We start from the raw sequence: 25670 nt of genomic DNA on the forward strand, positions 1-25670 counted from the left end.
CGCTTGCGTTGTTCTTTCCAGGTTGATCGCTGTGCCCCGAATGTATGTTTCCTTAGCCACCTGGCTTGTGTTGTTGGTACCCGCGCTGGCCTTGACCAGTCCGGTTGGCGGACCCGCCATTCTTTATCTGAGCGCCCTGATCGCGCTGACCGCGCTGGCGGTCAACGCCGTCAAGCGGTACGAACCCATGAATTTCGGCGCCTTGTGGCCGATGTCGCTGGTGCTGCTGCTGCCACTGGCCTGTATGTTCGCCACGTCCATGGTGCAAGGCGTGTGGAGCAATTCCGAACTTGAAAAGCTGCTGCGCTTTGCACTGGCGCTGCCGGTGTTATGGCTATTGCTGCGCGCGCCGCAGCGATGGCTCAAGCTGGTGCAGTGGAGCATCTTGGTGGGCGCCCTTGCCGGGTCGCTGTTGCTGATCGTCGTCATGGAAACCGAGAGCCGTGGCGCGATGATCGATGTCGGCGGGCGCTATAACGCCGTGGGGTTTGCGAACTTGACGCTGTTGTTCGGCGGCATGACGCTCTTGTCCCTGGGCTTTGGGCCTTCCACTCGCTGGCCCCGCACCGAAGTGGTGGTGAAGCTGTTGGTGGTGGCGTTGTCTGTCATCGCCACCTGGCTGTCCGAGACGCGCAGCAGTTGGATGCTGCTGCCTATCCTGGGCGTGGTGTTCCTGCTGGGCCTGCGCCATTGGCAGCGCCGCCATAAGGTGTATTGCGCCTTGGCCGTCTCTGTGGCGCTGGTTGCCAGCGCCGCCGCCATCTGGACGTTCAGCAGCCGGATGCACGAGATCTCGAAAGACGTCCAACGATTTACGACGTCGACCAACCGCGATACGTCCTTCGGCATCCGCTTGCAGTTGTGGCATGCCTCGTATCTGATGTTCGAAAAGAGTCCGATCGTGGGCGTGGGTCCCAGCAAGTTCCGCGAAGAGCTGCGGACGCTTCAAACCCAAGGCGTGGTTACCCAAGAGGTGGTCGACGGCTATGGAGAGCCCCACAACGACCTGCTGGCTGCGTTGGCCGGATATGGGCTGCTGGGCTTGATCACGATTTTGCTCCTGTACCTGGTGCCGGCGGCCGTATTCTTCCGCCGCTTGGCCAGCGATGACAGGGTGATCCGCGTTGGCGCACAGTTGGGGCTGCTTTTCTGCCTGGGTTATTGCGCCTTCAGCCTGACCGAGATGATGTTCCGCAACATGCGCAGCGTGCCCAACTATTCGCTGGCCGTCGTGACGCTGATTGCGTTGACGACGCCGCGCGTCGCGCAGGCGGCCAGGGGAGCATTGCGGCGCTGACGGCAAGCGGAGAAATCTCCGCAATGCAAGCACTACCGAACGCAAGGTCTGCCGGCCTTGCGTTTTTTTTATGCGTCTTGCTTTAGATCAACGGTCTTAAGCCTTCCTAGTGAAAACCCTGCTGCGTCACCGTATCCTGACGGATCGCAATACATAAACCGTCACATTCTGCCGTCAAACGTTTCATGTGGCAGATTGAAAAAAATAACGAGGAGAGGCTGTGAAAAATTCCAGTCTGCGCAGGGAGCTGTTGTGGTTCGTATTCGCCATTGGCGCTGTCGTTCTGATGCTGGGTGCCTGGGATGCCTGGCAGCGCCGCGCCGAGATGGTGGCCGAGCGCAAGACCGAATTGCGTCATGTGCTGGATCTGTCGGCGGGCATTCTGCGTAATGGCAAGCAGAGTGTCAGCGAAGGCATGCCGCTGGCCCAGGCCAAGCAGAATGTGGCGCGGCGTCTGGCGCAACTGCGCTACGGCGACGACGGCTACGTGGGCGTGTTCGGCGATGACTATGCGCTGCTGGTGCATCCGGACGCCAAGCTGGTGGGCACGAACGTGCGCGCCATCAAGGATGTGGACGGCTTGCCGATTTTCGAAAACCTCTATGCCGAAGGCAAGGCGGGCGGCGGTTATGTGGAGTACCGTTTTCCACGGCCAGGCGCCGACGAGGCCTTGCCGAAGATCAGCTATGCCGCTTATGACGCGGATTGGGGCTGGCTGATCTTTACCGGACTCTATGTGGATGATGTCGACAACGCGTTCTATGGCACCTTGTGGCGCCAGGGCGGCGTGACGCTGGGCTTGCTGGCGGTGCTGCTGATCGGGGCATTGCGCTTCTTCCGCACGCATGTGATCGGCCCCTTGGATGAGGCCGTGGCGCTGTGCGAGCGCGTGGCCAATGGCGACTTGTCCGGCAGCGTGTCGCACCACCATCGCGGCGAGATCGGCCGCCTGTTCGAAGGGATGGGGCGCATGCAGGAACGTCTGCAAGCCGCCTTGCGCACGATCGTGCAGTCCACGGGATCCATCGCGGCGGCCTCGCGCCAGATCGCCGCGGGCAGCATGGACCTTTCGGATCGCACCGAGAAGCAGGCCGCCGCGCTTGAGCAGACGGCCGCCAGCGTGGAAGAGATTACGGCCACCGCCAAGCAAAGCGCGCAACACGTGCGCGAAGTCAGTTCCCTGGCCGGCCAGGCGGCGCAACTGGCCCGTCAGGGCAGCGAAGAAACGCAGCACGCCATTGACGCCATGCGCGAGATCTCACACAGTTCGCAGCGCATCGGCGAGATCATCAGCGTGATCGACGGGATTGCGTTTCAGACCAACATACTGGCCTTGAACGCGGCGGTCGAAGCGGCGCGGGCGGGCGAGCAGGGGCGCGGCTTTGCGGTGGTGGCGGGCGAAGTTCGGGCGTTGGCACAGCGGTCGGCCACGGCCGCCAAAGAGATCAAGGGCTTGATCGAGACCTCGTCGGATTCCGTTGCGCGCGGCAGCGAACGGGTGGGCCAGGCCAGCGCAACCATGGGCAGCGTGCTGGAATCGGCCGCCACCAGCGCGCCGCTGATGGGCGAGATTGCCACCGCGTCGGCCGAGCAAAGCGTGGGCATCGAGCAGATCAACCAAGCCGTCACGCACCTGGACAGCGTGACGCAGCAGAACGCGGCGCTGGTGCAGGAGTTCGCGGCGTCGGCGGCGACCCTGCACGAGCAGGCCGACGGCCTGGCGCGCGCTGTGTCGGTATTCAAGCTGTCTGTAGCCGGCTAGGCAAGTCCTGCACGGCGCTCATCGCCCGTTGCAGGCGTGGGGTCAGGTCGCGGCTGGCGGGCATCATGGGCATGCGCAGTTCGTCGGCGATCAGCCCTTGCAGGGCGAGCGCCCGCTTGATCGGCGCGGGATTCGGTTCGGTGAACAGAAGCCGGATCAGCGCGCGCAGCGGCTCGAAAAGCGCGCGCGCGGCTTGCGCCTGGCCCGCGTGCGCCAGCCCCATGATTTCCACATAGCGCTCGGGAAACAAATGCGCGGCGGCCGGGATGGCGCCGCGTCCGCCGGCTAGCCAGTGGTCCAGCAAGGACAGGTCGTCGCCACACAGCGCATCCAGCTTGCCCCGCGTGTTCAAGGCGGCAAGCACCGCCGGGTTGCATTCCTTGACGGCGGAAAAGTTGGGCAGCAAGGCCAGCGATTCCATGGTCTCGACCGTCATGGTCACGCCCGTGCGCTTGGGGATGTTGTACAGGATGATGGGGCGTTCGGTAGCCCAGGCGATCTGCCGGTAATGCCACAGGATGCCGGCTTGCGAGGGGCCCAGATAGTAAGGCGGCGGCACCAGATAGCCCGCCGGGCTATGCTTGTCCAGTCGCCGGATGGCCGTGGCCACGCCGCGCGTGTCGACCCCGCCCGCGCCGAATATCAAGGGCAGCGCATGCGGGTCGCTGGCGATGGCCTGGGCCATGTCGATTTTCTCGGACAGGCTGAGCAGATTGCCTTCGCCGGTGGAACCGAACAGCACCAGGCCGGTGATGCCCGCGTTGCGGTAGTAGCGGGCCAGAGCCTGCGCGGCGTCCATGTCCACGTAGCCGCCACGCAGCGGCGTGATCATCGGCAGCCAGATGCCTTCAAAGCGCGGAGTCAGCGGTAGATCCATGATCTAGCACCCCGTGATGGCGGCGGCCGCGCGCACCGGTCCGAATTCCGCTTGGGGCAGCCCGCGCATGACGGCAAGCATCATGTCGTCCAATTCGTCCTGGGCGCATTGCAGTTGCAAGGTGCTTTGCGCACGGGCGTGGTCCACGGACAGCAGGAAAATGCCGATCCGCTGACCCAGCGCGCGATGCAGCGCCAGGCGCACGTTCAAGGCATCCAGCGTATCGATCCTGATCGTCAGCGCAACCTGTCGACTTTGCGCCAGCGGCAAGCTTGGGATGAGATCGTGCGTAGCAGGGTGGGACGAGTGCAGTCGGGGAATCATGGCGTGGGCGGAGCGGGGCGCCGCTGGCGGCGATCCGCATTTCCTTTGGTTGATGACGATTCCACTATAGGAATCACGCCGTAAATCCTGCCGATAAAGGCGGGCGTGACGCGTAAAAATCGCGTCAACGCCCCACGCGTTCAGAACGTCTTGGTTAACGACAGCAAGCCGGTGGCCTTGCCCATGTCGCGACCGTGCGTGTTGGTGTAGACGGCACGGTCCGCGTTGGTGTCCAGGTAGGCCAGCGACACGGACAGGCCCTGCCCGAAGTCCTTGGTCAGCCCAAGCTTCCAGTCGGTATAGGACCCGTTGTCCACGTTCTTCACAAGCTGGCGTCCCACATGGGCGTTGAGCGTCAGCCCCCACACCCCGGTATCGACGTTGGCGGCCATATCGAAGTACTGGCTGTACTTGCTGTCGGCGAAGCCGAACAGGTTGGTCAAGGCGATGGAGTACTTGAACATCATCGGGCCGTAGCCGATGCCGGCGTACAGCTCGGTGGTGTCGGGGCTGGTGTAGCCCGAGGGAAAGTCGCCCGGGTAGTAGTACTGCAAAATGCCCAGGTCCAGCGGCACGCCTTCTGCCAGATTGCCCTTGTAGCCGCCGTAGAAGTCCATTTCCACGGGGGCGGACACGTGGGAGTTGCTGTCGCCCAGCCAACTGATGCTGGAGTTCCAGTTACCCAGATAGAAGCCGCTGGCGTGGGCCAGGTCAAAGCCGCCTTGGATGGCGGGTTTGTTGTTCGTCTGCATCAAGCCGCGATAGCGGTATTGGCTGGCCAGCGTCAGGTTGGCCGATAGCGTGAAGTCGCTGACGGCGGGGTTGGCAGCGGGGGCGGGCATGTCGCTGGCTTGTGCGGTGGCGGCCAGGCTCAGCAGCGCAAGCGCAGCGACGGAATTGCGGGACATGAGGTACTCCTGATGTTGAACGGGATCGCAACAATAGGAGGATCGGCATAAACCGCGAGACAAGACTCGCGCTGCCCGCGTAAAGGCGGGATAAAGGCCTAAGAAAAACAGATCGATGCCGCGCGATCAGCCCGCGAAGCGGTAGCCCACGCCGATCTCTGTCATCAGGAAGACGGGTTGCGCGGGGTCGGCTTCCAGCTTCTGGCGCAGGTGCCCCATGTAAATGCGCAGGTAGTGATTGCTTTCCACATGCGACGGGCCCCAGACCTCGCGCAGCAACTCGCGGTGCGTCATGACCTTGCCCCGGTGCGCAAGCAGCGCGGCCAGCAGGCGGTATTCCATGGCGGTCAGGTGCACGTGCTGGCCGGCGCGCTCGACGACGCGCTTGGCGAAGTCGATGCGGACGTCGCCGAAGGTGATCTCGGCCGCCTGGCCAGCGCCTGCCCGCGCGTGGCGCCGCAGCAGCACGCGCAGGCGGGCCAGCAACTCGCTGACGCCGAAGGGCTTGGTCAGGTAGTCATCGGCGCCTGCGTCCAGCGCCGCCACCTTGTCAGGTTCGGCACTGCGTGCCGACAAGACCAGCACGGGCACCTGCGTCCAGCCGCGCAGTTCGCGGATCAGCGTCATGCCGTCTTCGTCGGGCAGGCCCAGGTCCAGCACGATGGCGTCGGGCTGCCGGGTGCCGGCTTCGATCAGGCCGCGCTTGACGGTGTCGGCCTCGTGCACGGCGCAGCCCTCGCTCTCCAAGGCCTGACGCACGAAGCGCCGGATGTTGGCGTCGTCTTCGATGATCAGGACGGTAGGCTGGTAGTCGAACATGCTGGGCCTGTCTTCAAGGGGTGTCGGGTTGAATGTCGGAATGCATTTCGGGCTGAACGTCGGGCGGCGTGCCCAGGGGCAGGCTGAAGACGAATTGCGCGCCCGAGGCCTGGCCCGGTGCGTGTTCGACCCAGATGCGGCCATGGTGGGCCGAGATGATGGCCTCGCATACCGCCAGCCCCAGGCCCACGCCCGGCGTTGCGGACTCGCGGTCGCCCCGTGTGAATTTTTCGAAGATGCGGCGTTCGGCGCCATCAGCGACACCGGGGCCGTTGTCGCTGACTGCCACGCGTAGCGCGTCGTCGTGGACCGCCGCGTGCAGATGGATGGTGCTGCCCGGCGGTGTGTACTTGGCCGCGTTCTCCAGCAGGTTGCACAAGACGCGTTCGATCAGCACGCCATCGCATTCCACCAGCGGCAGGCGCGACAGGCTGGCCACGGTGACGCGGTGCGCCGCCAAGGGTTCGCGCATGGCCGCAAGCGATGCGCCCACCAGTTCCTCGATCGATTGCCACTCCATGCGCAGCGGCGTGTCATGGCTTTGCAGTCGGGCCATGTCCAGCAGGTTGACCACCAGCGCATGCATGCGTTGTGCCTGGTCGCGCATGGCAAGGACGGTGTCCTGGACGTCGGCGGGTAGCGTGGCGTGCCGGCGTATCAGTGTGTCGGTCATGCCGACAAGGCTGGTCAAGGGGGTGCGCAGGTCGTGCGATACCGCCGCCAGCAGCGAATTGCGCAGCCGCTCGGATTCCATGCTGACCAGCGCCTGCTGCGCCACTTCAACATAGTGCAGCCGCTCCAGCGCAATGGCGATGAGCGTGGCGTAGGCCTCGATCTGGCGGCGTGAATCCGGGTGCATGAACAGGCTGCGGTGGGGGGCTGCCAACGCTAGTACACCGCGCGTGCGCATCGGCGCCTTCAAGGGCAGGTACAGCAGTTCGCTGTTGGACAGCGTGGTGGTGCCCGCGCCAGCGGGTTGGCCATGGTCGTAGACCCACTGGGCCAGTGCCGACTCCACCGCCGGCATGTCGTCCGAAGTGGGTGAGGCCAGTTTCAGGCGGTCGTCCAGGCCCAGGATGTACAGGGCGCAGCGCGAGCCGAAGGTGGCATGCACGAAGGCGCCGGCCAGCGCCACGATCTGCTCGGGCAACAGGGCCGAAGACAATTCGCGCGCGAACTCGTACAGGCTGCGCGCGTCGGCTTCACGTTTGACCGACACCTGCGCCTGCAGGCGCAGGCCGGCCGTCAATTGCCCGATCAGCAGGCCCACGGCCAGCAGCACGGCGAAGGTCAGCAGGTACTGCACGTCCGACACGGCGAAGGAAGCCAGCGGTTGCACGAAGAAGAAATCGAAGAGCCCCACGCAGACCACCGACGCCAGCGCCGCCGGGCCGCGCCCGTGGCGCAGCGCCACGCCCACGACCGCCAGCAGGAACAGCATGACGATGTTGGTCTGGTGCAGCGACGGGAATGCCAGCATCGACAAGCCGGTGGCCGCCGCGCAATAGCACAGTGCCCAGGCGTAGCCGGACAGCGGTCGCGGGCTGCGCAGGTCGGTGCTGGCGCGAGCACGGCGCCCCAGCGTCAGCGGGTCGCGCCCCGCCGGCAGGCTGGCGGGCAGCGGCGGCGCGCCCAGGCGGATGATGTCGATCTCGGGGCAGCCCGCGGCCAGCATGTCGGCAAAGCTGTGCCGGCGCCACAGCCAGCCCGGTGTGATGGCGGTTGTCAGCAAGGCCGACAGCGACAGGCGCAGCCGTTGCAGGCCGTTTGCCCGCGTGCGGCCGACGATGGCCTTGGTAATGTTGTGGCGGCGCACGTAGCGCACCACCGCGTCGACCATGTCGGCGCCCGCCAGCGTTTCGGTGCGGGCGCCCAGTGCGTCCGCCAAGGCCAGGCTGCGCTGCATGCGGTCTTGTTCGGCCGGCGGTGTTGGGGCCGCGCGCGGCGTGTCGATGGTGACCACATGCAGGTCGCATTCCAGTTGCTGGCTCAGGCGGTGGGCGCTGCGGATGACGTATTCGGCGTCGGCGTCCGGGCCGATGCAGGCCACCACGGCTTCGCGCGTGCGCCATACCGGTTCAATGGCGCGGTCGCGTCGATAGGCCTGCACGTCGTCGTCCACATGGTCGGCGGTGCGTCGCAGCGCCAGCTCGCGCAGCGCGATCAGGTTGCCCTTGCGAAAGAAATTGCGCGTGGCGTGGCGGGCTTGTTCGGGCAGATAGACCTTGCCTTCTTTCAGCCGGCGCAGCAGTTCATCGGCCGACAGGTCCACCAGGATGACTTCGTCGGCGGCGTCGAAGACCTCGTCGGGCACGGTTTCCCAGACGCGCACGCCGGTGATGCTGCCCACCGCTTCGTTCAGGCTGTCCAGATGCTGCACGTTCAGCGTGGTCCAGACGTCAATGCCCGCGGCCAGCAGTTCGTGGATGTCTTGCCAGCGCTTGGCGTGACGCGAGCCCGGCGCGTTGGAATGCGCCAGTTCGTCCACCAGCACCAGGCCGGGGCGGGCGGCCAGCGCGCCGTCCAGGTCGAATTCCTTCAGCACATGGCCCCGGTACGCCACGTCTTTCAGTGGCAGCACCGGGATGCCCTCAAGCAAGCCGGCCGTTTCGCGGCGGCCATGGGTTTCGACGATGCCGGCCAGCACGTTCACGCCTTGGGCCGCTTGGGCGCGGGCGGCCACCAGCATGGCGTAGGTCTTGCCTACGCCGGCCGACGCGCCGAAATACACGCGCAGCTTGCCGCGCGCCGCCTCGCGCGCGGCGTCGTCCAGCGTTTTCAAGAGCGCGTCCGGATCGGGACGCTCGCCAGCAATGTCAGCCATGAACGCGCAAGGGTGGGGTGGGAAAGGCTGGCGATACTATACGCCGCGCCATCATTGTGTCGGGTGCAATTTGTCCAGCGCCAGGTTCAGCGTCAATACATTGACGACGGGTTCGCCCAACAAGGCCAGCCAGGGCTTTTCCGTATGGGCCTGGATCAACGCATCCACCTGCGCGCGCGGCACATGGCGGGCGCGCGCCACCCGCGCGGCTTGGTAGCTGGCCGCGGCAGGGCTGATGCTGGGGTCCAGGCCACTGCCGGACGCGGTGACCAGGTCCACCGGCACCGGCGTGGGGTTGTCGGGGTCTGCCGCTTTCAAGGCCGCGATGCGGTCCTGGATGGCCTGGGCCAACGCGGGGTTGCGCGGGCCCAGGTTCGAACCGCCCGAGGCCGCGCCGTTGTACGGCATGGGCGCGGTGGCCGACGGCCGGCCCCAGAAGTACTGCGGCGCGGTAAACGACTGGCCGATCAGTGCCGACCCGACCACCTTGTCGCATTGCGTGATCAGCGAGCCGGCCGCCTCGTGCGGGAACACCACGGCGGCCACGCCGCGCGTCAGGAAGGGGTAGGCCAGGCCCGTCACCAAGGACAGCGCGGCGAAAACGACCAGCGCGGGGCGCAGCACGCCGCCTTGGCGCGCCGGGGCGGGGGTTGGGGTAGCAATGGATTTCATGATGGATTCCTTGTTTGTAGGGAGAGGCGGCGGGGCTCAAGTCCGGCCAGTCAGATTCAGCCGGCTCAGGCGCGGCCGGCCTAGGTCCAGCCCAGCGCGGCCAGCACCATGTCGATCAGCTTGATCCCGACGAACGGCACCAGCAGCCCGCCCAGCCCATAGATCAGCAGGTTGCGCCGCAGCAGCATCGATGCGCCCAGGGGCCGGTAGCGCACGCCTTTCAACGCCAGCGGAATCAGCACCACGATGATCAGCGCGTTGAAGATCACCGCCGACAGGATGGCCGAGGCGGGCGTGGTCAGGTGCATGATGTTCAGCACGTTCAACTGCGGGAAGACGGTGGCGAAGGCGGCCGGGATGATGGCGAAATACTTGGCCACATCGTTGGCCACGCTGAACGTGGTCAGTGCGCCGCGCGTCATCAGCATCTGTTTGCCGATCTCGACAATCTCGATCAGCTTGGTGGGGTTGGAGTCCAGGTCCACCATGTTGCCCGCTTCCTTGGCGGCCTGGGTGCCCGAATTCATCGCCACGGCCACGTCGGCCTGTGCCAGTGCGGGGGCGTCGTTGGTGCCGTCGCCCGTCATCGCCACCAGGCGGCCTTCGGCCTGATAGGCGCGGATCAGTTGCAGCTTGGCCTCGGGCGTGGCTTCGGCCAGGAAGTCGTCCACCCCCGCTTCGGCCGCGATGGAGGCGGCGGTCAGCTTGTTGTCGCCCGTGATCATCACGGTCTTGATGCCCATGCGGCGCAGCTCGGCAAAGCGCGCCTGGATGCCAGGTTTGACGATGTCTTTCAGTTCCACCACGCCCAGCGCGCGGTTGCCGTCGCTGACCAGCAGCGGCGTGCTGCCGCGTCGCGCTACGTCTTCGGCCTGATGCCGCACCGTTTCGGGTACGCTGGCGCCCAATTCCTGCAGCCAGGACTGCACGGCGTCCACCGCGCCTTTGCGAATCATGCGCTCGCCCAGGTTCACGCCGCTCATGCGGGACTGCGCGGTGAAGGGAACGAACTCGGCGTCTTCAACACGCGCGGCTGGCGCGTGGGTGGTCTTGTCGGCCAGCGCCACGATGCTGCGGCCTTCCGGCGTTTCGTCGGCCAGGGACGCCAGGCGGGCGGCGTCGGCCAATTCACGCGCCGATACGCCCGGCGCGGGCAGGAAGGTGGATGCCTGGCGGTTGCCGAAGGTGATGGTGCCGGTCTTGTCCAGCAGCAGCACGTCCACGTCGCCGGCCGCTTCGACCGCGCGGCCGGACGTGGCGATGACGTTGGCGCTCATCATGCGGCTCATGCCCGCCACGCCAATGGCCGACAGCAGGCCACCGATGGTGGTCGGGATCAGGCAGACCAGCAGCGCCACCAGTACCGTCACCGTGACCACCGCGCCGCCACCCGCCGCGCTGACCGCGTAGATGGAGAACGGCATCAAGGTCACCACCACCAGCAGGAACACCACGGTCAGCCCCACCAGCAGGATGGTCAACGCCAGTTCGTTGGGTGTCTTCTGGCGCTTGGCGCCTTCCACCATAGAGATCATGCGGTCCAGGAAGCTCTCGCCGGGGTCGGCCGCGATGCGAACGAAGATCCAGTCGGACAGCACCCGAGTGCCGCCCGTGACGGACGAGAAATCGCCGCCCGACTCACGGATGACGGGCGCGGATTCCCCGGTGATGGCGCTTTCATCCACGGAAGCGACGCCGGCGATGACTTGGCCGTCGCCGGGGATGGTGTCGCCCGCTTCGACCAGCACCACGTCATTGCGCCGCAGCAGTCCCGAGGCCTGGCTCGTGGCCTGGCCGCGCCATTGGTCCGGGTGCGCATCGCGGACATCCACGTCGCGAAAGCCCTTGAGCAAACGCGCATTGATGGTGGTGCGCAAACCGCGCAGGGTCGCGGCCTGCTGCTTGCCGCGGCCTTCCGCCAGCGCTTCGGCGAAGTTGGCGAACAGCACCGTGAACCACAGCCATACGGCGATGGCCAGGATGAAGCCCGCCGGGGCTTCGGCCTGGCCGCGCAGGGCCATGACCCACAGGACGGTGGTCAGGATGCTGCCCACGTACACGACGAACATGACGGGATTCTTCAACTGCGCGGCGGGCGACAGCTTGCGCAGGCTATCCAGCAGAGCGGGCGCGACGAGTGATCGTGACCACATGCCGAAGGGACGCTCTTGCGGATCGATCGCGGGGGCGTGGGCGGCGGCGCCGCCTGCGCTTGAGGTTGGCATTTCAATCTTGGCCATGTTGTTTCCTAGCCTGTTGCATTCAGGGTTGCAGGTGTTCGGCGACGGGCCCCAAGGCCAGCGCCGGCACATACGTCAGCGCGCCCACCAGCAGCACCGCGCCGATCAGCAGCACCACAAAGAGGGGGCCGGTGGTGGGCATGCTGCCGGGGCCGGCGGGCAAGCGCCGCTTGGCCGCCAGCGAGCCGGCCATGGCCAGCACCGCGACGATCACGGCGAAGCGGCCGAACCACATGGCAATGCCCAGCAGCACGTTGTAGAAAGGCGTATTCGCGGACAGCCCGGCAAAGGCGCTGCCGTTGTTGTTGGCCGCCGAGGACAGTGCATACAGAATTTCCGAGAAGCCGTGGATGCCCGGATTCAGCACGCCAGCCTGTCCGGCTGAGAGGGAGACGGCCAGGGCAGTTCCGCCCAGCACCAGCAAGGGCGTGGTGAGGATGATGATGGACACCATCTTCATGTCGTAGGCTTCGATCTTCTTACCCAGGTATTCCGGGGTGCGGCCAATCATCAGGCCGGCGATAAAGACCGCCAGCACCGCAAAGGCCAGCATGCCGTACAGCCCCGAGCCCACGCCTCCGTAGACCACTTCGCCCAACTGCATCTGCAGCATCGGCGGCAGCCCGCCCAGGGCGCTGAATGAGTCATGCATGCCGTTCACGGCGCCGCAGGAAGCCGCCGTGGTGATGATGGCAAAGAGCGAGGTGGCCGCGATGCCAAAGCGCGACTCTTTGCCTTCCATGTTGCCGCCCGGTGTCAATGCGGAAAGCGCGCTGTCCGCGCCAGCTTGCGCTGCCATGGGGTTGGGCTGCTGTTCGAAATAGGCGGTGGTCAGCGCGAAGACGGCGAACAGCACCGTCATGGCCGCCAGGATGGCGATACCCTGGCGGCGGCTGCCGACCATTTCGCCAAACGCAAAGCAGAGCGCGGCGGGAATGGCCAGTATGGCCAGCATCTCCAGGAAGTTCGACAGCGGCGTGGGGTTCTCGAACGGATGCGCCGAGTTTGTATTGAAGAAGCCGCCGCCATTGGTGCCCAGCAGCTTGATGGCTTCCTGCGAGGCCACGGGACCCATCGCCAGCGTCTGCGTCGAGGTAGTCACGGGATCCATCAAGGGCTGGCCCGCGGCATCAAGCACGGGCTGGCCTTCCGCATTCATGCGCGGCTGCTCGTAATGCAGGGTTTGTACGGTTTGTACGTCTTGATAGGGGCTGAAGTTCTGGATGACGCCCTGGCTTACCAGTGCAAGCGCCAGTACGAAGGACAGCGGCAGCAGCACATACATCGTGCAACGGACCATATCCGCCCAGAAGTTGCCGATCGTGGCGGAGCTGTGCCGCGACAAACCGCGTATCAGCGCAAACAACACGGCGATGCCGGTGGCGGCGGACACGAAGTTCTGCACCGTCAGCGCCAGCATCTGCGTCAGGTAGCTCATCGTGGATTCGCCGCCATAGCCTTGCCAGTTGGTGTTGGTGACAAAGCTGATGGCGGTGTTGAGCGCCGAATCCGGGGTGACGGGGCCCATGGCGGCGGGATTCAGCGGCAGCATGCCTTGCAAGCGTTGCAGGCCATAGACCATCGCAACGCCGATCAAGTTGAAGGCCAGCACTGCCAGCGCATAGCGCTTCCAACCCATTTCGGCCTGCGGGTCGATGCCGGCAAGCCGATAAATGCCGCGTTCCAGGGGGCGGCCCCAGGCGGTCAGCCTGGATTGACCGTTTTCCATGGCAATGCGGATATAGCGCCCCAGCAGCGGCGCGATCGCAAGCAGGACTGCCAGGTACAAGACCAGCAGTCCGATGAATTCGGCGGTCATCAGAATTTCTCCGGTTTGAACAGCGCCACCAGCAGGTAGACGAACAGCGCCGCGGCCGTCAGGCCGCTGAATGCATAGAGCCAGTTCATGACGGCTCTCCCGACGACAAGCCGGCGCAGAACTGCAACAGGCCGAATGTCAGCCCAGCCATGACGGCAAAGGCGGCGATATAGATGGCATCCACGTTTTTCCTCCCGGGAGCGGCGCTCCCTTCGAACGACGGGCCTGCGCGGCAAAAGCGGATGCGCGCCGGGGCAGGCCAGGTGACCAAAGCAGGACACCGGCAGGTTACGGAGCGGGGGGTAAAAACGGGATATAGCTTCGCGGGCGGGGTGTAAACAAGAAATAAACGTCGCCGGAATCCATGCGGCCCCTGGTGAAATACAGCCGCCCGCATGCCGGGCGCGCCGCGCCCGATTCCGGGCATGACGTGGTGGCAAGCGTCATATTCCGGGACGGGAGAGATTCCTGAATTCGGCTCAATTCCGGGATTTCAGCCAGAAAATCCCAATATTTAGAACTTTGTGGTCATTTCGCACCATGATGGGGCATGGAATATGTAAATGAATGCTCCGTCTTAGGGCATTCCCCTAGTGTGACAATCCCGCACATGGTGCAGAATCTCTTCCCATGCAGGTGAGGAGACAAAGCCCTGCATGGGCAAATACCGGCGGCACCGGTACATAAAAAAAGTAAAGCAGTACTCAAAAAAAGCAAAACGCACAACGGCTGGCACCAGGCAGTGCCAGCCGTTGTCGCATAAAAAGCCTGAATTTCTGCCGCAAGGGCTTTTCAGACGCAGCGTTTCGCGCTATCCAGGTAGGGTCTGAAAACATCCTAGCTATGCCGAAATCCAGCGCACCTCTTTCTGTTTCCACCCCGACTCCCTATTGGCGCCGCAACTTGCGGCTGATTCTGTTGCTGCTTGCCGTCTGGGCGGCGCTGACATTCGTGCCCACCTTCTTTGCGCGCTGGCTCAGCTTTGATTTCATCGGCTGGCCGTTCGCCTTCTGGATGGCGGCTTATGGCGCACCCCTGGCTTACCTGGTCATCATTGGTATCTACGCCCGGATCATGAACAGCGCTGATGAGTTGGCTGAAGAGCAAGCCGACTCTGCCGGGGGAGACCGCTGATGCCGTTTTTCAGCGGGGACACGCCCCAGGAATTCAGGATCCGGCTGCGGCGTATCTACGTGCTGTACACGGCGGGTTTTGCGCTGATGATCCTGATGCTGGCGCTGGCCGAAGTGCTGGGCATGCCGCGCAACTGGATCGGCTATGTGTTCCTGCTGGTCACGGTGAGCCTGTACGCGGGTATCGGCATCGTCTGCCGCACGTCCGATCAGGTGGAATACTACGTGGCCGGGCGGCGCGTGCCCGCCATCTACAACGGCATGGCCACCGCCGCCGACTGGATGTCGGTAGCGTCCTTCATCGGCGTGGCGGGCACGCTGTACCTGACGGGATATGGCGGCCTGGCCTACATCATGGGCTGGACGGGCGGCTATGTGCTGGTCGCCACGCTGCTGGCGCCGTACCTGCGGCGTTTCGGGCAATACACCATCCCCGACTTCATGGGCGCGCGCTACGGCGGCAACATGCCGCGCCTGGCCGGCGTGGCCTGCGCCATCCTGTGCTCGTTCACGTATCTGGTGGCGCAGATCTACGGGGTGGGCATCATCACCACGCGCATGACCGGCATTTCTTTCGAGCTGGGTATTTTCGTTGCGCTGGGCGGCATGCTGGTGTGTTCGTTCCTGGGCGGCATGCGTGCCGTTACGTGGACGCAGGTGGGGCAGTACATCATTCTGGTCATTGCCTACCTGGTGCCGGTGGTGTGGTTGTCGGTCAAGCATACGAACATGCCCGTGCCGCAGTTGTCCGCCGGCGTGGTGCTGCAGCAGGTGACCGAAAAAGAGGTCTATCTGCAGAACGATCCCTCCGAAATCGAGGCGCGCGGGCTGTGGCAGCAGCATGCCGATGAGATGGCCAAGCGGGTGCAGGCGCTGCCGGAATCCTGGACGCTGGAAAAAGACAAGCTGCGCAGCCGTCTGGCGCAATTGAACGCGTCCGACGCGCCCATGGTCGACATCCGTTCGGTCGAGCGCGAACTGGCGGCTTACCCCGCCAGCGTTGAAGATGCGCGCGTGGCCTGGTCGCAGGCGCGCGCCACCTACGAGGCGCGGGCCGCGCCGGCCACGCCGCACGCCGAACCGTTCCCGGCCAAAGACCCCGAAGAACAGCGCAACATGCGCGTCAACTTCCTGGCGCTGGTGCTGTGCCTCATGCTGGGCACGGCGGGCATGCCGCACATTTTGATGCGCTCATACACCACGCCCTCGGTGATCGAGGCGCGCAAATCGGTGTGCTGGTCGCTGCTGTTCATCCTGCTGCTGTACTTCATGGCGCCCGCGCTGGCGCTGCTGGTCAAGTACGAGGTCTATACCCAAGTGGTGGGCTCCAACTTCCTGAGCCTGCCCAACTGGGTGCACGCCTGGAGCGCGGTCGACAGCAACCTGCTGGATGTCACCGACATCAACCGCGACGGCGTGGTGCAGCTAAGCGAAATCAGCATTGGGGCGGACGTCGTGGTGCTGGCCATGCCGGAAATCGGCGGCCTGCCTTATGTGATCTCGGGCCTGGTCGCGGCGGGCGGCTTGGCCGCGGCCCTGTCCACGGCCGACGGGCTGCTGCTGACTTTGTCCAATTCCTTGTCGCATGACATGTGGTACCGGATGGTGTCCCCGCGCATGTCGGCCGCGCGCCGGGTGATGGTGTCGAAGATCCTGCTGCTGGTGGTGGCGTTTGGCGCGGCTTGGGTAGCGGCGCGCAAACCCGCCGACATTCTGTTCATGGTGTCGGCGGCGTTCTCGTTCGCGGCCTCGTCGTTCTTTCCCGCGCTGGTGATGGGCGTGTTCTGGCGCCGCGCCAACAAATGGGGCGCTACCTTGGGCATGGCGGCGGGCTTGTTGGTGACCTTCGCCTATATGACCTACACGCATCCGTGGCTGCGTGAATCGGTGCTGGGCATTTCGCGCTCGCAGCCGGTGGATTTGTGGTGGGGCATACAGCCGATCGCGGCGGGCGTGTTCGGGGCGCCGGTGGCCTTTCTGACGATCATCGTGGTGTCCTTGCTGACCCCTCCACCCGACAGCGCGACGGTGGCGCTGGTGGATTATCTGCGCCGCCCTGGCGCGACCCGGCCGCCCGCCGAAAGTACCTAGAGATCAGCTAAGAACGCCTAAGGGGCTTTGCAGGCGTTCGGTTGGCGGTTATCGGGGTTTGTGCAGGCCTGCCAGACCGGGTCGGGCAGGGCTTGCAGCAGGGTGTAGATCTGCCCCGGCGCCCACAGCCATTGCACGCCGCCGGGGTGTCGGCCCGCTGCCTCCCAGACCTGACGGCGCTGTGCGGCGCTTAGCGTGAAGCGGCCATTCGGGCCGCTGTTGCCCTGCGCGAGCACGGCGGTGGGATCCCGGCGGGCGGCGTAGACCTCGCGACCATCTCCCTTGGGCTGCACGATGGCCCAGTCGTAGTGGAACGACGCCAATGCCGGCGCCGCCCAGTCCGGGCCGGGCAGCACCAGGATGGAATATTCCGACGCGTGCTCCAGGTGGGGCAAGCCCAGCACCACCTTGTCGTTGTCCCAATCCAGCCGTTGGCGCAGAGTGCGCTGGCCAGGCTTGCCTTGCGTGTCGAACTCCCTGACCTCAATCGCGTCGCCTTGCCTTTCCACGTAGGAAATCGTGCGCAGCAGGCGGCCTGCCGTATTGTGCACATAGCGCATCAGTGGCTGCGAGGGTTTGTTGCAGGCCTTGGCGCCATGTTCGGCCAGCCAGCCGTTGCGGTCATAACGCAGGCAGTAATGTTGGGTGGGGTTGGAGCGGCCCGCCGCATTACGCGAGCGCAGTTCGTAGCCGCTAAGCCTGCCCGCGTCGTCGTAGAGAAAGCGCGTTTCATTGTCAGGCATGGGCAGCGAGGACTGTCCGGATTCCATCGCCTCGTGGATGGCGCGCGCACTGTATTCGGCGATGCCGCAAACGTGCTTGACGCCATCCGGGCCGCGTTCAAATCGCAGCAGAGTCGGGCCGATGGTGGCGCCCGGTTCGGCGGTGTACACGGACCAGTCCACGGCTTCGGCCCAGATATACGGCGTGGCGCGCGGGCCGGTTCGTACGCCCACGGGAGGCTCCCAGGTCTTGATGCGCGAGCCATCCAGCGCCAGCAGTGTGTTGGTGTCGTTCAAGCGCACGTTGGCAACCACGGTTTCCCGTTGGCCGGATGCCGCCATGGGCTGGCACAGTGCGTGCGCGAAGGGGGGCGCCAGCGATAGCGTGGCCACGGCAAGCAGGCGCAGGGCAGACTTAATACGCGGCATTGTGCAAATAGACGATCAGGCCCCAGAGTTCGCTGCTGACGCCGCCCAGACGCAAGGCGCCTTGGTCGGTCTGCATCAGCAGGAAGGGGTAAGCCTTGCGCTCCAGCTTGCCGGGCGGGGGCAGCCGGTAGGGCGTGAAATGGTCGGGCGACAGCAGGTACGTGTTGGTCATGTCGCCCACGTCCACATGCAGATACCAGACGGTCAGGTCGCCGACGTCAAGCGCCGGGTCTGTCTCGGGGTAGAGGCCGCCTTGGCCGGCCGGAATGCCGCTTTCCAAGACGCCCAGGAACACGCGGCGCGGTCCGGTTTGGGAAATGTACGACCCGTCCTTGGCGCGCCGCGCAAAGCTCTGGCGGATGAAGCCGGCGGCTCGGGAGCCGGGCACGACCGTGCGCGCGAACATCTCGTCCAATTGGGCGTCGCTAAGCGGGCGCCGCGTGGCGGACAGCCGGTCGAGATCTTGTGTGAAGTCTTTCAGCCACGCGCGGTAGCGGGCGAGTTCGGCGGCGCGGTTGAAGTCCTGCGTGGCGGCGGTGGCGGTCGGCAGGTAGCCCAGATAAGTTAGGCAGGCCAAGCAAAGCCAGGCGGCCAGCCAGCGCCACGACGAGAGCCGTCCAAGCGTTCCCGTGCGCGCCGTCAATGCGAGACCGATTTCGAAAACACGTTCATCACCACCACGCCCGCGATGATGAGGCCGATGCCGATCAGCGCGGGCGTGTCCAGATGCTGCTTGAACAGCACGGCGCCCACGATGGAGATCAGCACGATGCCCACACCAGACCAGATGGCGTAGGCGATGCCGACCGGAATTTCACGAAGCGTCAGCGACAGGAAGTAGAACGAGATCAGATAGCCGAACACGGTGATGAGGGACGGCATCAGGCGGGTGAAGCCTTCGGAGCCCTTCAACGCGCTGGTGGCGAAGATCTCGGCGATGATCGCCACGCCCAGGTATAGCCATTTCATTTGCGCTGTCCTTCGGATTGCCGCAGCAGCACCAGCAGCGCGCCCGCGCCGCCTTCGCGTTCGGGCGCTTCGGAAAACGCCAGTACCTCGTTCTTCTGCACCAGCCAGGTGCGCGCCTTGTCTTTCAACACCGGTTCCAGGCCTTCAGAGCCATAGCCCTTGCCGTGCACGATACGCACGCAGCGGATGCCGTGATCCTGGCATTCATCCAGGAACGACAGCAGCGCGTGGCGCGCCTGTTCCACGCGCAAGCCGTGCAGGTCCAGTTCGGCGCCCGCGCGCCATTGGCCGCGCCGCAGATTGCGCGCGGTATCCGGCGCCGCGTCGCTGCGCACGAAAGCGGTGCCGCCTTCGGAAAGCAGATGCGTGATTTCGCCGCCATCTGACACGCCGATATCGGCGCGTGACGGCGTTTCGCCCAGCGCGTTGGCCCGGCGCAGCGCGGGCGCGGGCTCCGCCGCGGGCTTGTGTTCCACCCGGGCGGCCTGCTTGATCGGCGTGACCGACTTCATGGTGCGCTGAAACGCCGCCATGTCGTCCATGGGGGCGGTTTCAGGCTTCTTCAGCACGGCCACCCGCTTGGCGAGCGCTTCGCGTTCGCGCTCGGCTTGCAGGTCTTTCTTCAGGCGTTTCAGGTCGGCCAGGCCGACCTTACTGCCCCGCATTCTCCAACCACCGTTGCGCGTCCAGGGCGGCCATGCAGCCCGTGCCGGCGCTGGTGATGGCTTGGCGGTAGACGTGGTCCTGCACGTCGCCAGCGGCGAACACGCCCGGAACGGACGTCATCGTGGCCATGCCGGACAAGCCGCTCTTGGTGACGATGTAGCCGTCTTTCATTTCCAGTTGGCCCTGGAAGATTTCGGTGTTGGGCTGATGGCCGATGGCGATGAAGGCGCCCGTGACGGGCATGTCTTCGGTGGCGCCAGTGTCCACGTGGCGTACGCGCACGCCAGTTACACCGCTGTCGTCACCCAGCACTTCTTCCAGGGTGTGGAACAGCTTCAGTTCCATGTTGCCGTTCTCGACCTTGGACATCAGCTTGTCGACCAGGATGGGTTCGGCGCGGAACTTGTCGCGGCGATGGATCAGAGTGACCTTGCGGCAGATGTTGGACAGGTACAGGGCTTCTTCGACGGCGGTGTTGCCGCCGCCCACCACGACCACGTCCTGGTTGCGGTAGAAAAAGCCGTCGCAGGTGGCGCAGCCGGACACGCCGCGGCCCATGAAGGCCTCTTCAGAGGGCAGGCCCAGGTATTTGGCCGATGCACCGGTGGCGATGATGAGGGCGTCGCAGGTGTAGATCTTGCCCGTGTCGCCCGTCAGCGTGAAGGGACGCTTGGACAGATCCACCTTGGCGATGTGGTCGAACAGCATTTCGGTGTTGAAGCGTTCGGCGTGCTTCTGGAAACGCTGCATCAGGTCGGGGCCCTGGACGCCATCCGCGTCGGCCGGCCAGTTATCGACGTCCGTGGTGGTCATCAACTGGCCGCCTTGGGCCAGGCCGGTCACCAGGACGGGGCTCAGGTTGGCGCGTGCCGCATAGACGGCCGCCGTGTAACCGGCGGGGCCGGAACCGAGTATCAAAACTTTAGCGTGCGTGGGCGTGGACATGGGCGGGTATCTTTAGGTTAACGCCCAATTATAATGAGCCGCATGCCGCGTATCTCGACTGCTTCCCCGCGCGCCTCGCGCAACACCCGCAACGGTCCTTCGCCGCTACAAACGCGTATCTCCGCGTTGCTGCGCGAAGCCCGCTGGATCCTATTTGCCGCCCTGGCGGCCTGGCTCACCCTGGTGCTGGCCACCTGGAGCGCGTCCGACCCAGGCTGGTCGCATTCGGTGCCCGGCGACGTCGTGCGCAACCATGGCGGCCGGTTGGGCGCCTATTTGGCGGACATCCTGCTTTATCTGTTTGGTTTTTCCGCCTGGTGGTGGGTCATCCTGCTGCTGCACCGGGTTCGGGCGGGCTATCGTCGCCTGGCCAGCCAGCTTAAGGTAACTAATAGTAAGCAGCCGGAAGTGCTGCCGCGTGTCCATTGGGAAGAGGGCATCGGCTTTTTCCTGCTGCTGATAGGGTCGTTGGGCATGGAAGCCCTGCGCCTGGCCAGCCACGGCACGCATCTGCCCGGCGCGTCTGAAAGCGCTAGCGGCGCGGGCGGCGTCATCGGCCACATGCTGGCCGATCTGATCAGCCGCAGCATCGGCTTCACCGGCAGCACGCTGGCCTTCCTGGTCATGCTGGCCATCGGCCTTAGCCTGTTCTTTTCGTTCTCGTGGTTGGCCGTGGCCGAGCGCGTGGGCGCGTGGCTGGAAGGCCTGGTGCGCCGCGTTCGCGATTCCTACGCCGCGCGCGAAGACCGCAAGGTGGGTCAGGTGGCCAAGGCCGTGCGTACGGAACAGGTCGTGGCCAAGCAGGAAAAGCTGGTGCACGAGCAGCCGGTGCGGATCGAACCCGCCATTACCGTCGTGCCCAAGTCCGAACGCGTGGAAAAGGAAAAGCAGCAGTCGCTGTTCTTTGCGCCTTCCGGTGGGGCCGAGGGCGATCTTCCCGCCATCAGCCTGCTGGACCCGCCGCTGACCAACCAGGAAACCGTCTCTGCCGAGACCATCGAATTCACGTCGCGCCTGATTGAAAAGAAGCTGGCCGACTTCGGCGTGTCCGTCACCGTGGTGGCGGCCCAGGCCGGCCCGGTCATCACGCGCTATGAAATCGAACCGGCCACCGGGGTCAAGGGTAGCCAGATCGTGAACCTGGCCAAGGACCTGGCGCGCGCGCTAAGCCTGGTCAGCATCCGGGTGGTGGAAACCATTCCGGGCAAGAACCTGATGGGCCTTGAACTGCCCAACCCGCGCCGCCAGATGGTGCGCCTGTCCGAGATCCTGGGGTCGCAGACCTATCACGCCAGCCATTCGGTGGTGACCATGGCGCTGGGCAAGGACATCGCCGGCAACCCCGTGGTGGCTGACTTGGCCAAGATGCCCCACCTGCTGGTGGCCGGTACCACCGGTTCAGGTAAGTCGGTGGGGATCAACGCCATGATCCTGTCGTTGCTCTACAAGGCCGATGCGTCGCATACCCGCTTGATCCTGATCGACCCGAAGATGCTTGAAATGAGCGTCTACGAAGGGATTCCGCACCTGCTGGCGCCGGTTGTCACCGACATGCGCCAGGCCGCCAACGCGCTGAACTGGTGCGTGGGCGAAATGGAAAAGCGCTATCGCCTGATGAGCAAGATGGGCGTGCGCAACCTGGCGGGCTACAACACCAAGATCCGCGACGCCATCAAGCGCGAGGAGCCCATCCCCAATCCGTTCTCGCTGACGCCCGACCAGCCCGAACCGCTGGCGCCGTTGCCCACCATCGTGGTGGTCATCGACGAGTTGGCTGACCTGATGATGGTGGTGGGCAAGAAGATCGAAGAACTGATCGCCCGCCTGGCGCAGAAGGCGCGCGCCGCCGGCATTCATTTGATCTTGGCCACGCAACGCCCCAGCGTGGATGTCATTACCGGCCTGATCAAGGCCAACATCCCGACGCGTATCGCGTTCCAGGTGTCGTCCAAGATTGATTCCCGCACCATTCTTGACCAGATGGGCGCCGAAACCCTGCTGGGCCAGGGCGACATGCTCTACATGCCGCCGGGCACCGGGCTGCCGGTGCGCGTGCACGGCGCGTTCTGCAGCGATGACGAAGTGCACCGCGTGGTGGAAAACCTGAAGGCGCAGGGCGAGCCGAATTACATCGAAGGGCTGCTGGAAGGCGGCGTCGAGGGCGACAACGGCGAAGGCGCCAGCAGCGTCACCGGCATCGGTGGCGACGCGGAGTCCGACCCGATGTACGACCAGGCCTGCGAAGTGGTGCTCAAGCACCGCCGCGCGTCGATTTCGCTGGTGCAGCGCCACTTGCGCATTGGTTACAACCGCGCGGCTCGCTTACTTGAGCAGATGGAGCAATCGGGTATGGTGTCGGCGATGCAGTCCAATGGCAACCGCGAGATCCTGGTCCCCGCCGCTGCCGCTGCCCGAGAGGAAGCATGATGAAAACGTTTCGCCGCCTGGCCGTTGTCGCTGCCCTGAGCCTGGCGCCCGCGCTGTCGTTTGCCGCCAGCGCGCAAGAGCAGTTGAAGTCGTTCGTGACCACGGTCACGTCGGCCACGGGTTCGTTCTCGCAGTACACGGTGAACAACCAGGGCCGCACGCAGCCCGCGCAAACCGGTGTGTTCTCGTTCCAGCGTCCGGGCAAATTCAAGTGGGCGGTGCAGAAGCCCTATGAACAACTGGTGGTGTCCGACGGCCGCGTGCTGTTCCAGTTCGACCCCGACCTGGCGCAAGTCACCGAACGCAAGGTCGACGCCGCCATCGGCACGTCGCCCGCCGCGATCCTGTTCGGTTCGGGTTCGCTTGAGCAGTCGTTCGATGTGTCGGCCTTGCCGTCCAAGGACGGCGTAGACTGGCTGCGCGCCAAGCCCCGCACGGCAGATGCCGGCTTTTCACGCGTGGATATCGGCATGAAGGACAACTTGCCCGTGCGCGTGGAATTGTTGGATTCGTTCGGCCAAACCACGCGCGTTGACCTATCGGCGATTAACGCCAACCCCACGCTACCCGCCAAGGAATTCCAGTTCACGGCGCCCAAAGGCGTGGACGTCGTGAAAATGTAGGATGGGTGAAGCGCGGGAGATTGGCCGCAAGAACCCCGGCGTCGAACGCGCGTAACCCATCAGACGAAGGTGGAGGTATGGCCGGCCCCCAGAAGAATTGGGCCGGTGTTTGATGGGTTACGCGCGTTCAAAGCCGGGGTTCTTGCCCCTTGCCTTCCGCGCTTCACCCATCCTACGACACCCCCGCGCTAGCCGGTTACGGCCGCTTGTACGCTACGCAATCCACTTCCACCTTGGCGTCCACCATCAGGCTGGACTGCACGCAGGCGCGGGCGGGTGGGTTTTCGCCGAAGTATTCCTTGAAGACCTTGTTGAACGACGGGAAATCGCGCGCGTCGTCCAGCCAGACGCCGCAACGGACCACGTGTTCCGGGCCGTAGCCGGCTTCCTTCAAGATGCCCAGCAGTTGCTGGATCGCCTTGTGGCATTGCGCGACGATGCCGCCTTCAATCACTTCCCCGTTTTCCATCGGCACCTGGCCTGACACGTGCAGCCAGCCATCGGCGGCGACCGCGCGCGCAAACGGCATATGCGAACCGCCTTGGCCGGTGCCGCCGGCGACGCCGTAGCGGGTGATGCCGTTGTTGTCGGGGGTGGGGGTATTGCTCATGTATGCACTCCTTAAATTTGGGTGGATGCGGAAGAATAGGGCGATGCGGCGGCAAAACTGGCGCGCAAATCGCCGTTGCGTGGCAGCCAGCGGCCGGCGCGCTCGCCCGTGGGTTGCCCGTGCCGATAGGACAGCGCGCCGTTGACCCACACGGCCTCGATGCCCGCGGCGGTTTGCACAGGGGCGGCGAACGTAGCGCGGTCGATGACGGTGTCCGGGTTGAACAGCACCAAATCGGCGTGATAGCCCTCGCGCACCAGCCCGCGATCAGCCAGGCCGAAGCGCGCGGCGGACAGGCCCGTCATCTTGTGCACGGCCTGGATCAGCGGTAACAAGCCCACGTCGCGGCTGTAGTGGCCCAGCACACGCGGGAAGGCGCCCCACAAGCGCGGATGCGGCATCGGGTCGTTGGGCAGGCCGTCCGAGCCCACCATCGTCAGTGGGTGCGACAGCACGCGGCGCACGTCGTCCTCGTGCATGTTGTGATAGACGGCGCCGGCCGGTTGCAGGCGGCGCGCGGCATCCATCAAGGACACGCCCCAGTCGGCCGCAATGTCGGCCAGCTTGCGGCGGGCTTGCTCGGGATGCGGCACCGACCACGTAATGTCGATATCGAACTCGTCGGTGACCTGCTTCAAGTCCAGCGTGGACGAGCTGGCCGAATAGGGATAGCAGTCGCAGCCCACATGCTGCATGCGGCCGGCGTTCTCCAGCGCAAACAGCACTTCCTTCGTTCGGCCCCAGTTGCCCGCGCCCGCGCATTTCAGGTGCGACACCACCACCGGCACGCGGGCGTGCTGGGCGATGTCGAAGGCTTCCTGCATGGCGTCAAGAATGGCCGCGAATTCAGAACGCAGATGCGTTGTGTACAGCGCGCCGAATTCGTCCAACGCCTCGGCCAGCAGCTTGACCTCGTCCGTGTCCGCCTCGATGGCGGAGGCGTAGGCCAGGCCCGTGCTCAGGCCGATGGCGCCATGTGCCAGCGCCTCGCGCAGTTGCTCGCGCATGGCCAGCACTTCGTCGCGGGTGGCGACCCGGTCCAGGCGGTCCATGTGATTGCTGCGCAGCGCGGTGTGGCCCACCAGCGCGGCCACGTTGACCGCGGGCCGGGCCGCTTCGATGGCGCGCGTGTAGTCGCTAAAGCTGGGGTAGGCAAAGTCCTCGCGGCTACCCAGCAGGTTCATCGGGTCTGGCGGTTCGGCGCGCAGCGACACGGGCGACGCGCTGATGCCGCAGTTGCCCACCACCACGGTCGTCACGCCCTGCGACAGCTTGGGCAGCATGCCCGGCGTGCGGATGACGTTGGTGTCGTCGTGCGTATGCACGTCGATAAATCCGGGGGCCAGGGCCAGGTCGGTGCCGTCGATGATCTGGCGGGCTTGCGCGCCGGGCAGGGCGCCAATGGCTTTGATGCGGCCATCGGCCAGGGCAACGCTGGCGCGGTATTCGGGGCCGCCCGTGCCGTCCAGGACACGGACGTTGCCGATAAGGGTGTCGTACATCTTGGGTTCCA

22 protein-coding genes are annotated in these 25670 nt (G+C 65.1%); 6 read left to right on the forward strand and 16 right to left on the reverse strand.

The genetic code is table 11. The annotated features are described in order from the left end of the window. The first annotated feature begins 31 nt into the window (after positions 1 to 31). Both ELS24_RS06065 and ELS24_RS06070 read left to right on the forward strand, forming a co-directional pair. Positions 32 to 1297 carry an O-antigen ligase family protein gene (locus ELS24_RS06065; protein WP_050447320.1) on the forward strand — a complete coding sequence of 422 codons (1266 nt, stop codon included), beginning with the start codon at positions 32 to 34 and terminating at the stop codon, positions 1295 to 1297. Between the two features lie 220 nt (positions 1298 to 1517). Next, positions 1518 to 3059 carry a methyl-accepting chemotaxis protein gene (locus tag ELS24_RS06070; protein WP_050447221.1) on the forward strand — a complete coding sequence of 514 codons (1542 nt, stop codon included), beginning with the start codon at positions 1518 to 1520 and terminating at the stop codon, positions 3057 to 3059. On the opposite strand, the gene ELS24_RS06075 is transcribed toward ELS24_RS06070, so the two are convergent. The 9 genes from ELS24_RS06075 to kdpF form a co-directional block, all read right to left on the reverse strand. Continuing rightward, positions 3037 to 3936 carry a 4-hydroxy-tetrahydrodipicolinate synthase family protein gene (locus tag ELS24_RS06075; protein ID WP_050447220.1) on the reverse strand — a complete coding sequence of 300 codons (900 nt, stop codon included), beginning with the start codon at positions 3934 to 3936 and terminating at the stop codon, positions 3037 to 3039. The genes ELS24_RS06070 and ELS24_RS06075 overlap by 23 nt on opposite strands. A 3-nt stretch (positions 3937 to 3939) precedes the next feature. After that, complete coding sequence (locus ELS24_RS06080) at positions 3940 to 4260, reverse strand: hypothetical protein (protein ID WP_240669457.1); 321 nt, start codon at positions 4258 to 4260, stop codon at positions 3940 to 3942. A 140-nt stretch (positions 4261 to 4400) separates the two neighbouring features. Then, a complete protein-coding gene (locus ELS24_RS06085; RefSeq protein WP_127183665.1) occupies positions 4401 to 5168 on the reverse strand; it encodes a TorF family putative porin in 768 nt (255 codons plus the stop codon). 126 nt (positions 5169 to 5294) lie between these two features. Further along, complete coding sequence (gene kdpE, locus ELS24_RS06090; RefSeq protein ID WP_050447218.1) at positions 5295 to 5987, reverse strand: two-component system response regulator KdpE; 693 nt, start codon at positions 5985 to 5987, stop codon at positions 5295 to 5297. 13 nt (positions 5988 to 6000) lie between these two features. Further along, on the reverse strand, positions 6001 to 8811 hold the full coding sequence (locus tag ELS24_RS06095) for a sensor histidine kinase (protein WP_127183666.1): 2811 nt from the start codon (positions 8809 to 8811) through the stop codon (positions 6001 to 6003). 51 nt (positions 8812 to 8862) lie between these two features. Continuing rightward, complete coding sequence (gene kdpC, locus ELS24_RS06100; protein ID WP_127183667.1) at positions 8863 to 9483, reverse strand: potassium-transporting ATPase subunit KdpC; 621 nt, start codon at positions 9481 to 9483, stop codon at positions 8863 to 8865. Between the two features lie 80 nt (positions 9484 to 9563). Further along, positions 9564 to 11723: a potassium-transporting ATPase subunit KdpB gene (gene kdpB / locus ELS24_RS06105; protein WP_127183668.1), complete on the reverse strand. Its 2160-nt coding sequence runs from the start codon at positions 11721 to 11723 to the stop codon at positions 9564 to 9566. A gap of 22 nt (positions 11724 to 11745) precedes the next feature. Further along, complete coding sequence (kdpA, locus tag ELS24_RS06110) at positions 11746 to 13542, reverse strand: potassium-transporting ATPase subunit KdpA (protein WP_127183669.1); 1797 nt, start codon at positions 13540 to 13542, stop codon at positions 11746 to 11748. Continuing rightward, positions 13542 to 13631, reverse strand: coding sequence for a K(+)-transporting ATPase subunit F (gene kdpF / locus ELS24_RS06115; RefSeq protein WP_050447213.1), 90 nt, complete (start codon positions 13629 to 13631; stop codon positions 13542 to 13544). The genes kdpA and kdpF overlap by 1 nt, the downstream gene beginning before the upstream one ends. Before the next feature lie 754 nt (positions 13632 to 14385). Here kdpF and ELS24_RS06120 point away from each other — a divergent pair. Both ELS24_RS06120 and ELS24_RS06125 read left to right on the forward strand, forming a co-directional pair. Continuing rightward, positions 14386 to 14676 carry a DUF4212 domain-containing protein gene (locus ELS24_RS06120; protein ID WP_050447212.1) on the forward strand — a complete coding sequence of 97 codons (291 nt, stop codon included), beginning with the start codon at positions 14386 to 14388 and terminating at the stop codon, positions 14674 to 14676. After that, the gene (locus tag ELS24_RS06125) at positions 14676 to 16766 is read left to right on the forward strand and encodes a sodium:solute symporter family protein (protein WP_050447210.1); all 2091 of its coding nucleotides are present in this window, start codon (positions 14676 to 14678) and stop codon (positions 16764 to 16766) included. The genes ELS24_RS06120 and ELS24_RS06125 overlap by 1 nt, the downstream gene beginning before the upstream one ends. A gap of 17 nt (positions 16767 to 16783) precedes the next feature. On the opposite strand, the gene ELS24_RS06130 is transcribed toward ELS24_RS06125, so the two are convergent. The 5 genes from ELS24_RS06130 to trxB all read right to left on the reverse strand — a co-directional run bounded on the left by ELS24_RS06130 (position 16784) and on the right by trxB (position 20497). Continuing rightward, a complete protein-coding gene (locus ELS24_RS06130) occupies positions 16784 to 17917 on the reverse strand; it encodes a hypothetical protein (protein ID WP_127183670.1) in 1134 nt (377 codons plus the stop codon). Beyond that, positions 17904 to 18494 (reverse strand): hypothetical protein, encoded by a 591-nt coding sequence (locus ELS24_RS06135; protein ID WP_240669458.1) that lies wholly within the window; start codon positions 18492 to 18494, stop codon positions 17904 to 17906. Before ELS24_RS06135 ends, ELS24_RS06130 begins: the two co-directional genes overlap by 14 nt. Before the next feature lie 62 nt (positions 18495 to 18556). After that, on the reverse strand, positions 18557 to 18886 hold the full coding sequence (locus ELS24_RS06140; RefSeq protein ID WP_050447207.1) for a DMT family transporter: 330 nt from the start codon (positions 18884 to 18886) through the stop codon (positions 18557 to 18559). Further along, positions 18883 to 19551, reverse strand: coding sequence for a Smr/MutS family protein (locus tag ELS24_RS06145; RefSeq protein ID WP_050447206.1), 669 nt, complete (start codon positions 19549 to 19551; stop codon positions 18883 to 18885). Before ELS24_RS06145 ends, ELS24_RS06140 begins: the two co-directional genes overlap by 4 nt. Next, positions 19538 to 20497 (reverse strand): thioredoxin-disulfide reductase, encoded by a 960-nt coding sequence (trxB, locus tag ELS24_RS06150; RefSeq protein ID WP_050447205.1) that lies wholly within the window; start codon positions 20495 to 20497, stop codon positions 19538 to 19540. Before trxB ends, ELS24_RS06145 begins: the two co-directional genes overlap by 14 nt. Positions 20498 to 20539: 42 nt before the next feature. Between trxB and ELS24_RS06155 the strand changes: the two genes are divergently transcribed. Both ELS24_RS06155 and lolA read left to right on the forward strand, forming a co-directional pair. Then, positions 20540 to 22924, forward strand: a complete 2385-nt coding sequence (locus tag ELS24_RS06155; RefSeq protein WP_127183672.1) for a DNA translocase FtsK — start codon at positions 20540 to 20542, stop codon at positions 22922 to 22924. Then, on the forward strand, positions 22924 to 23547 hold the full coding sequence (gene lolA, locus ELS24_RS06160; RefSeq protein WP_050447203.1) for an outer membrane lipoprotein chaperone LolA: 624 nt from the start codon (positions 22924 to 22926) through the stop codon (positions 23545 to 23547). Before ELS24_RS06155 ends, lolA begins: the two co-directional genes overlap by 1 nt. Before the next feature lie 196 nt (positions 23548 to 23743). Here the strand turns inward: lolA and ELS24_RS06165 are convergent, their stop codons facing one another. Together ELS24_RS06165 and ELS24_RS06170 are read right to left on the reverse strand one after the other, a co-directional pair. Next, positions 23744 to 24157, reverse strand: a complete 414-nt coding sequence (locus tag ELS24_RS06165) for a RidA family protein (protein ID WP_050447202.1) — start codon at positions 24155 to 24157, stop codon at positions 23744 to 23746. 11 nt (positions 24158 to 24168) lie between these two features. After that, complete coding sequence (locus tag ELS24_RS06170; protein ID WP_127183674.1) at positions 24169 to 25659, reverse strand: N-acyl-D-amino-acid deacylase family protein; 1491 nt, start codon at positions 25657 to 25659, stop codon at positions 24169 to 24171. Positions 25660 to 25670 lie beyond the last annotated feature (11 nt).

It is taken from the genome of Achromobacter spanius (assembly GCF_003994415.1).
Taxonomy (GTDB): domain Bacteria; phylum Pseudomonadota; class Gammaproteobacteria; order Burkholderiales; family Burkholderiaceae_B; genus Achromobacter; species Achromobacter spanius_C.

What these genes read in the sequence shown, in the direction of transcription:
- kdpF (WP_050447213.1), bottom strand. Translation starts at nt 13,631, where the DNA reads ATGAACTGGCTCTATGCATTCAGCGGCCTGACGGCCGCGGCGCTGTTC.
- ELS24_RS06165 (WP_050447202.1), bottom strand. Translation starts at nt 24,157, where the DNA reads ATGAGCAATACCCCCACCCCCGACAACAACGGCATCACCCGCTACGGC.
- ELS24_RS06120 (WP_050447212.1), top strand. Translation starts at nt 14,386, where the DNA reads ATGCCGAAATCCAGCGCACCTCTTTCTGTTTCCACCCCGACTCCCTAT.
- ELS24_RS06080 (WP_240669457.1), bottom strand. Translation starts at nt 4,260, where the DNA reads ATGATTCCCCGACTGCACTCGTCCCACCCTGCTACGCACGATCTCATC.
- lolA (WP_050447203.1), top strand. Translation starts at nt 22,924, where the DNA reads ATGAAAACGTTTCGCCGCCTGGCCGTTGTCGCTGCCCTGAGCCTGGCG.
- ELS24_RS06125 (WP_050447210.1), top strand. Translation starts at nt 14,676, where the DNA reads ATGCCGTTTTTCAGCGGGGACACGCCCCAGGAATTCAGGATCCGGCTG.
- ELS24_RS06075 (WP_050447220.1), bottom strand. Translation starts at nt 3,936, where the DNA reads ATGGATCTACCGCTGACTCCGCGCTTTGAAGGCATCTGGCTGCCGATG.
- kdpA (WP_127183669.1), bottom strand. Translation starts at nt 13,542, where the DNA reads ATGACCGCCGAATTCATCGGACTGCTGGTCTTGTACCTGGCAGTCCTG.
- trxB (WP_050447205.1), bottom strand. Translation starts at nt 20,497, where the DNA reads ATGTCCACGCCCACGCACGCTAAAGTTTTGATACTCGGTTCCGGCCCC.
- ELS24_RS06085 (WP_127183665.1), bottom strand. Translation starts at nt 5,168, where the DNA reads ATGTCCCGCAATTCCGTCGCTGCGCTTGCGCTGCTGAGCCTGGCCGCC.
- ELS24_RS06140 (WP_050447207.1), bottom strand. Translation starts at nt 18,886, where the DNA reads ATGAAATGGCTATACCTGGGCGTGGCGATCATCGCCGAGATCTTCGCC.
- kdpE (WP_050447218.1), bottom strand. Translation starts at nt 5,987, where the DNA reads ATGTTCGACTACCAGCCTACCGTCCTGATCATCGAAGACGACGCCAAC.
- ELS24_RS06145 (WP_050447206.1), bottom strand. Translation starts at nt 19,551, where the DNA reads ATGCGGGGCAGTAAGGTCGGCCTGGCCGACCTGAAACGCCTGAAGAAA.
- ELS24_RS06130 (WP_127183670.1), bottom strand. Translation starts at nt 17,917, where the DNA reads ATGCCGCGTATTAAGTCTGCCCTGCGCCTGCTTGCCGTGGCCACGCTA.
- ELS24_RS06155 (WP_127183672.1), top strand. Translation starts at nt 20,540, where the DNA reads ATGCCGCGTATCTCGACTGCTTCCCCGCGCGCCTCGCGCAACACCCGC.
- ELS24_RS06095 (WP_127183666.1), bottom strand. Translation starts at nt 8,811, where the DNA reads ATGGCTGACATTGCTGGCGAGCGTCCCGATCCGGACGCGCTCTTGAAA.
- kdpB (WP_127183668.1), bottom strand. Translation starts at nt 11,723, where the DNA reads ATGGCCAAGATTGAAATGCCAACCTCAAGCGCAGGCGGCGCCGCCGCC.
- ELS24_RS06170 (WP_127183674.1), bottom strand. Translation starts at nt 25,659, where the DNA reads ATGTACGACACCCTTATCGGCAACGTCCGTGTCCTGGACGGCACGGGC.
- kdpC (WP_127183667.1), bottom strand. Translation starts at nt 9,483, where the DNA reads ATGAAATCCATTGCTACCCCAACCCCCGCCCCGGCGCGCCAAGGCGGC.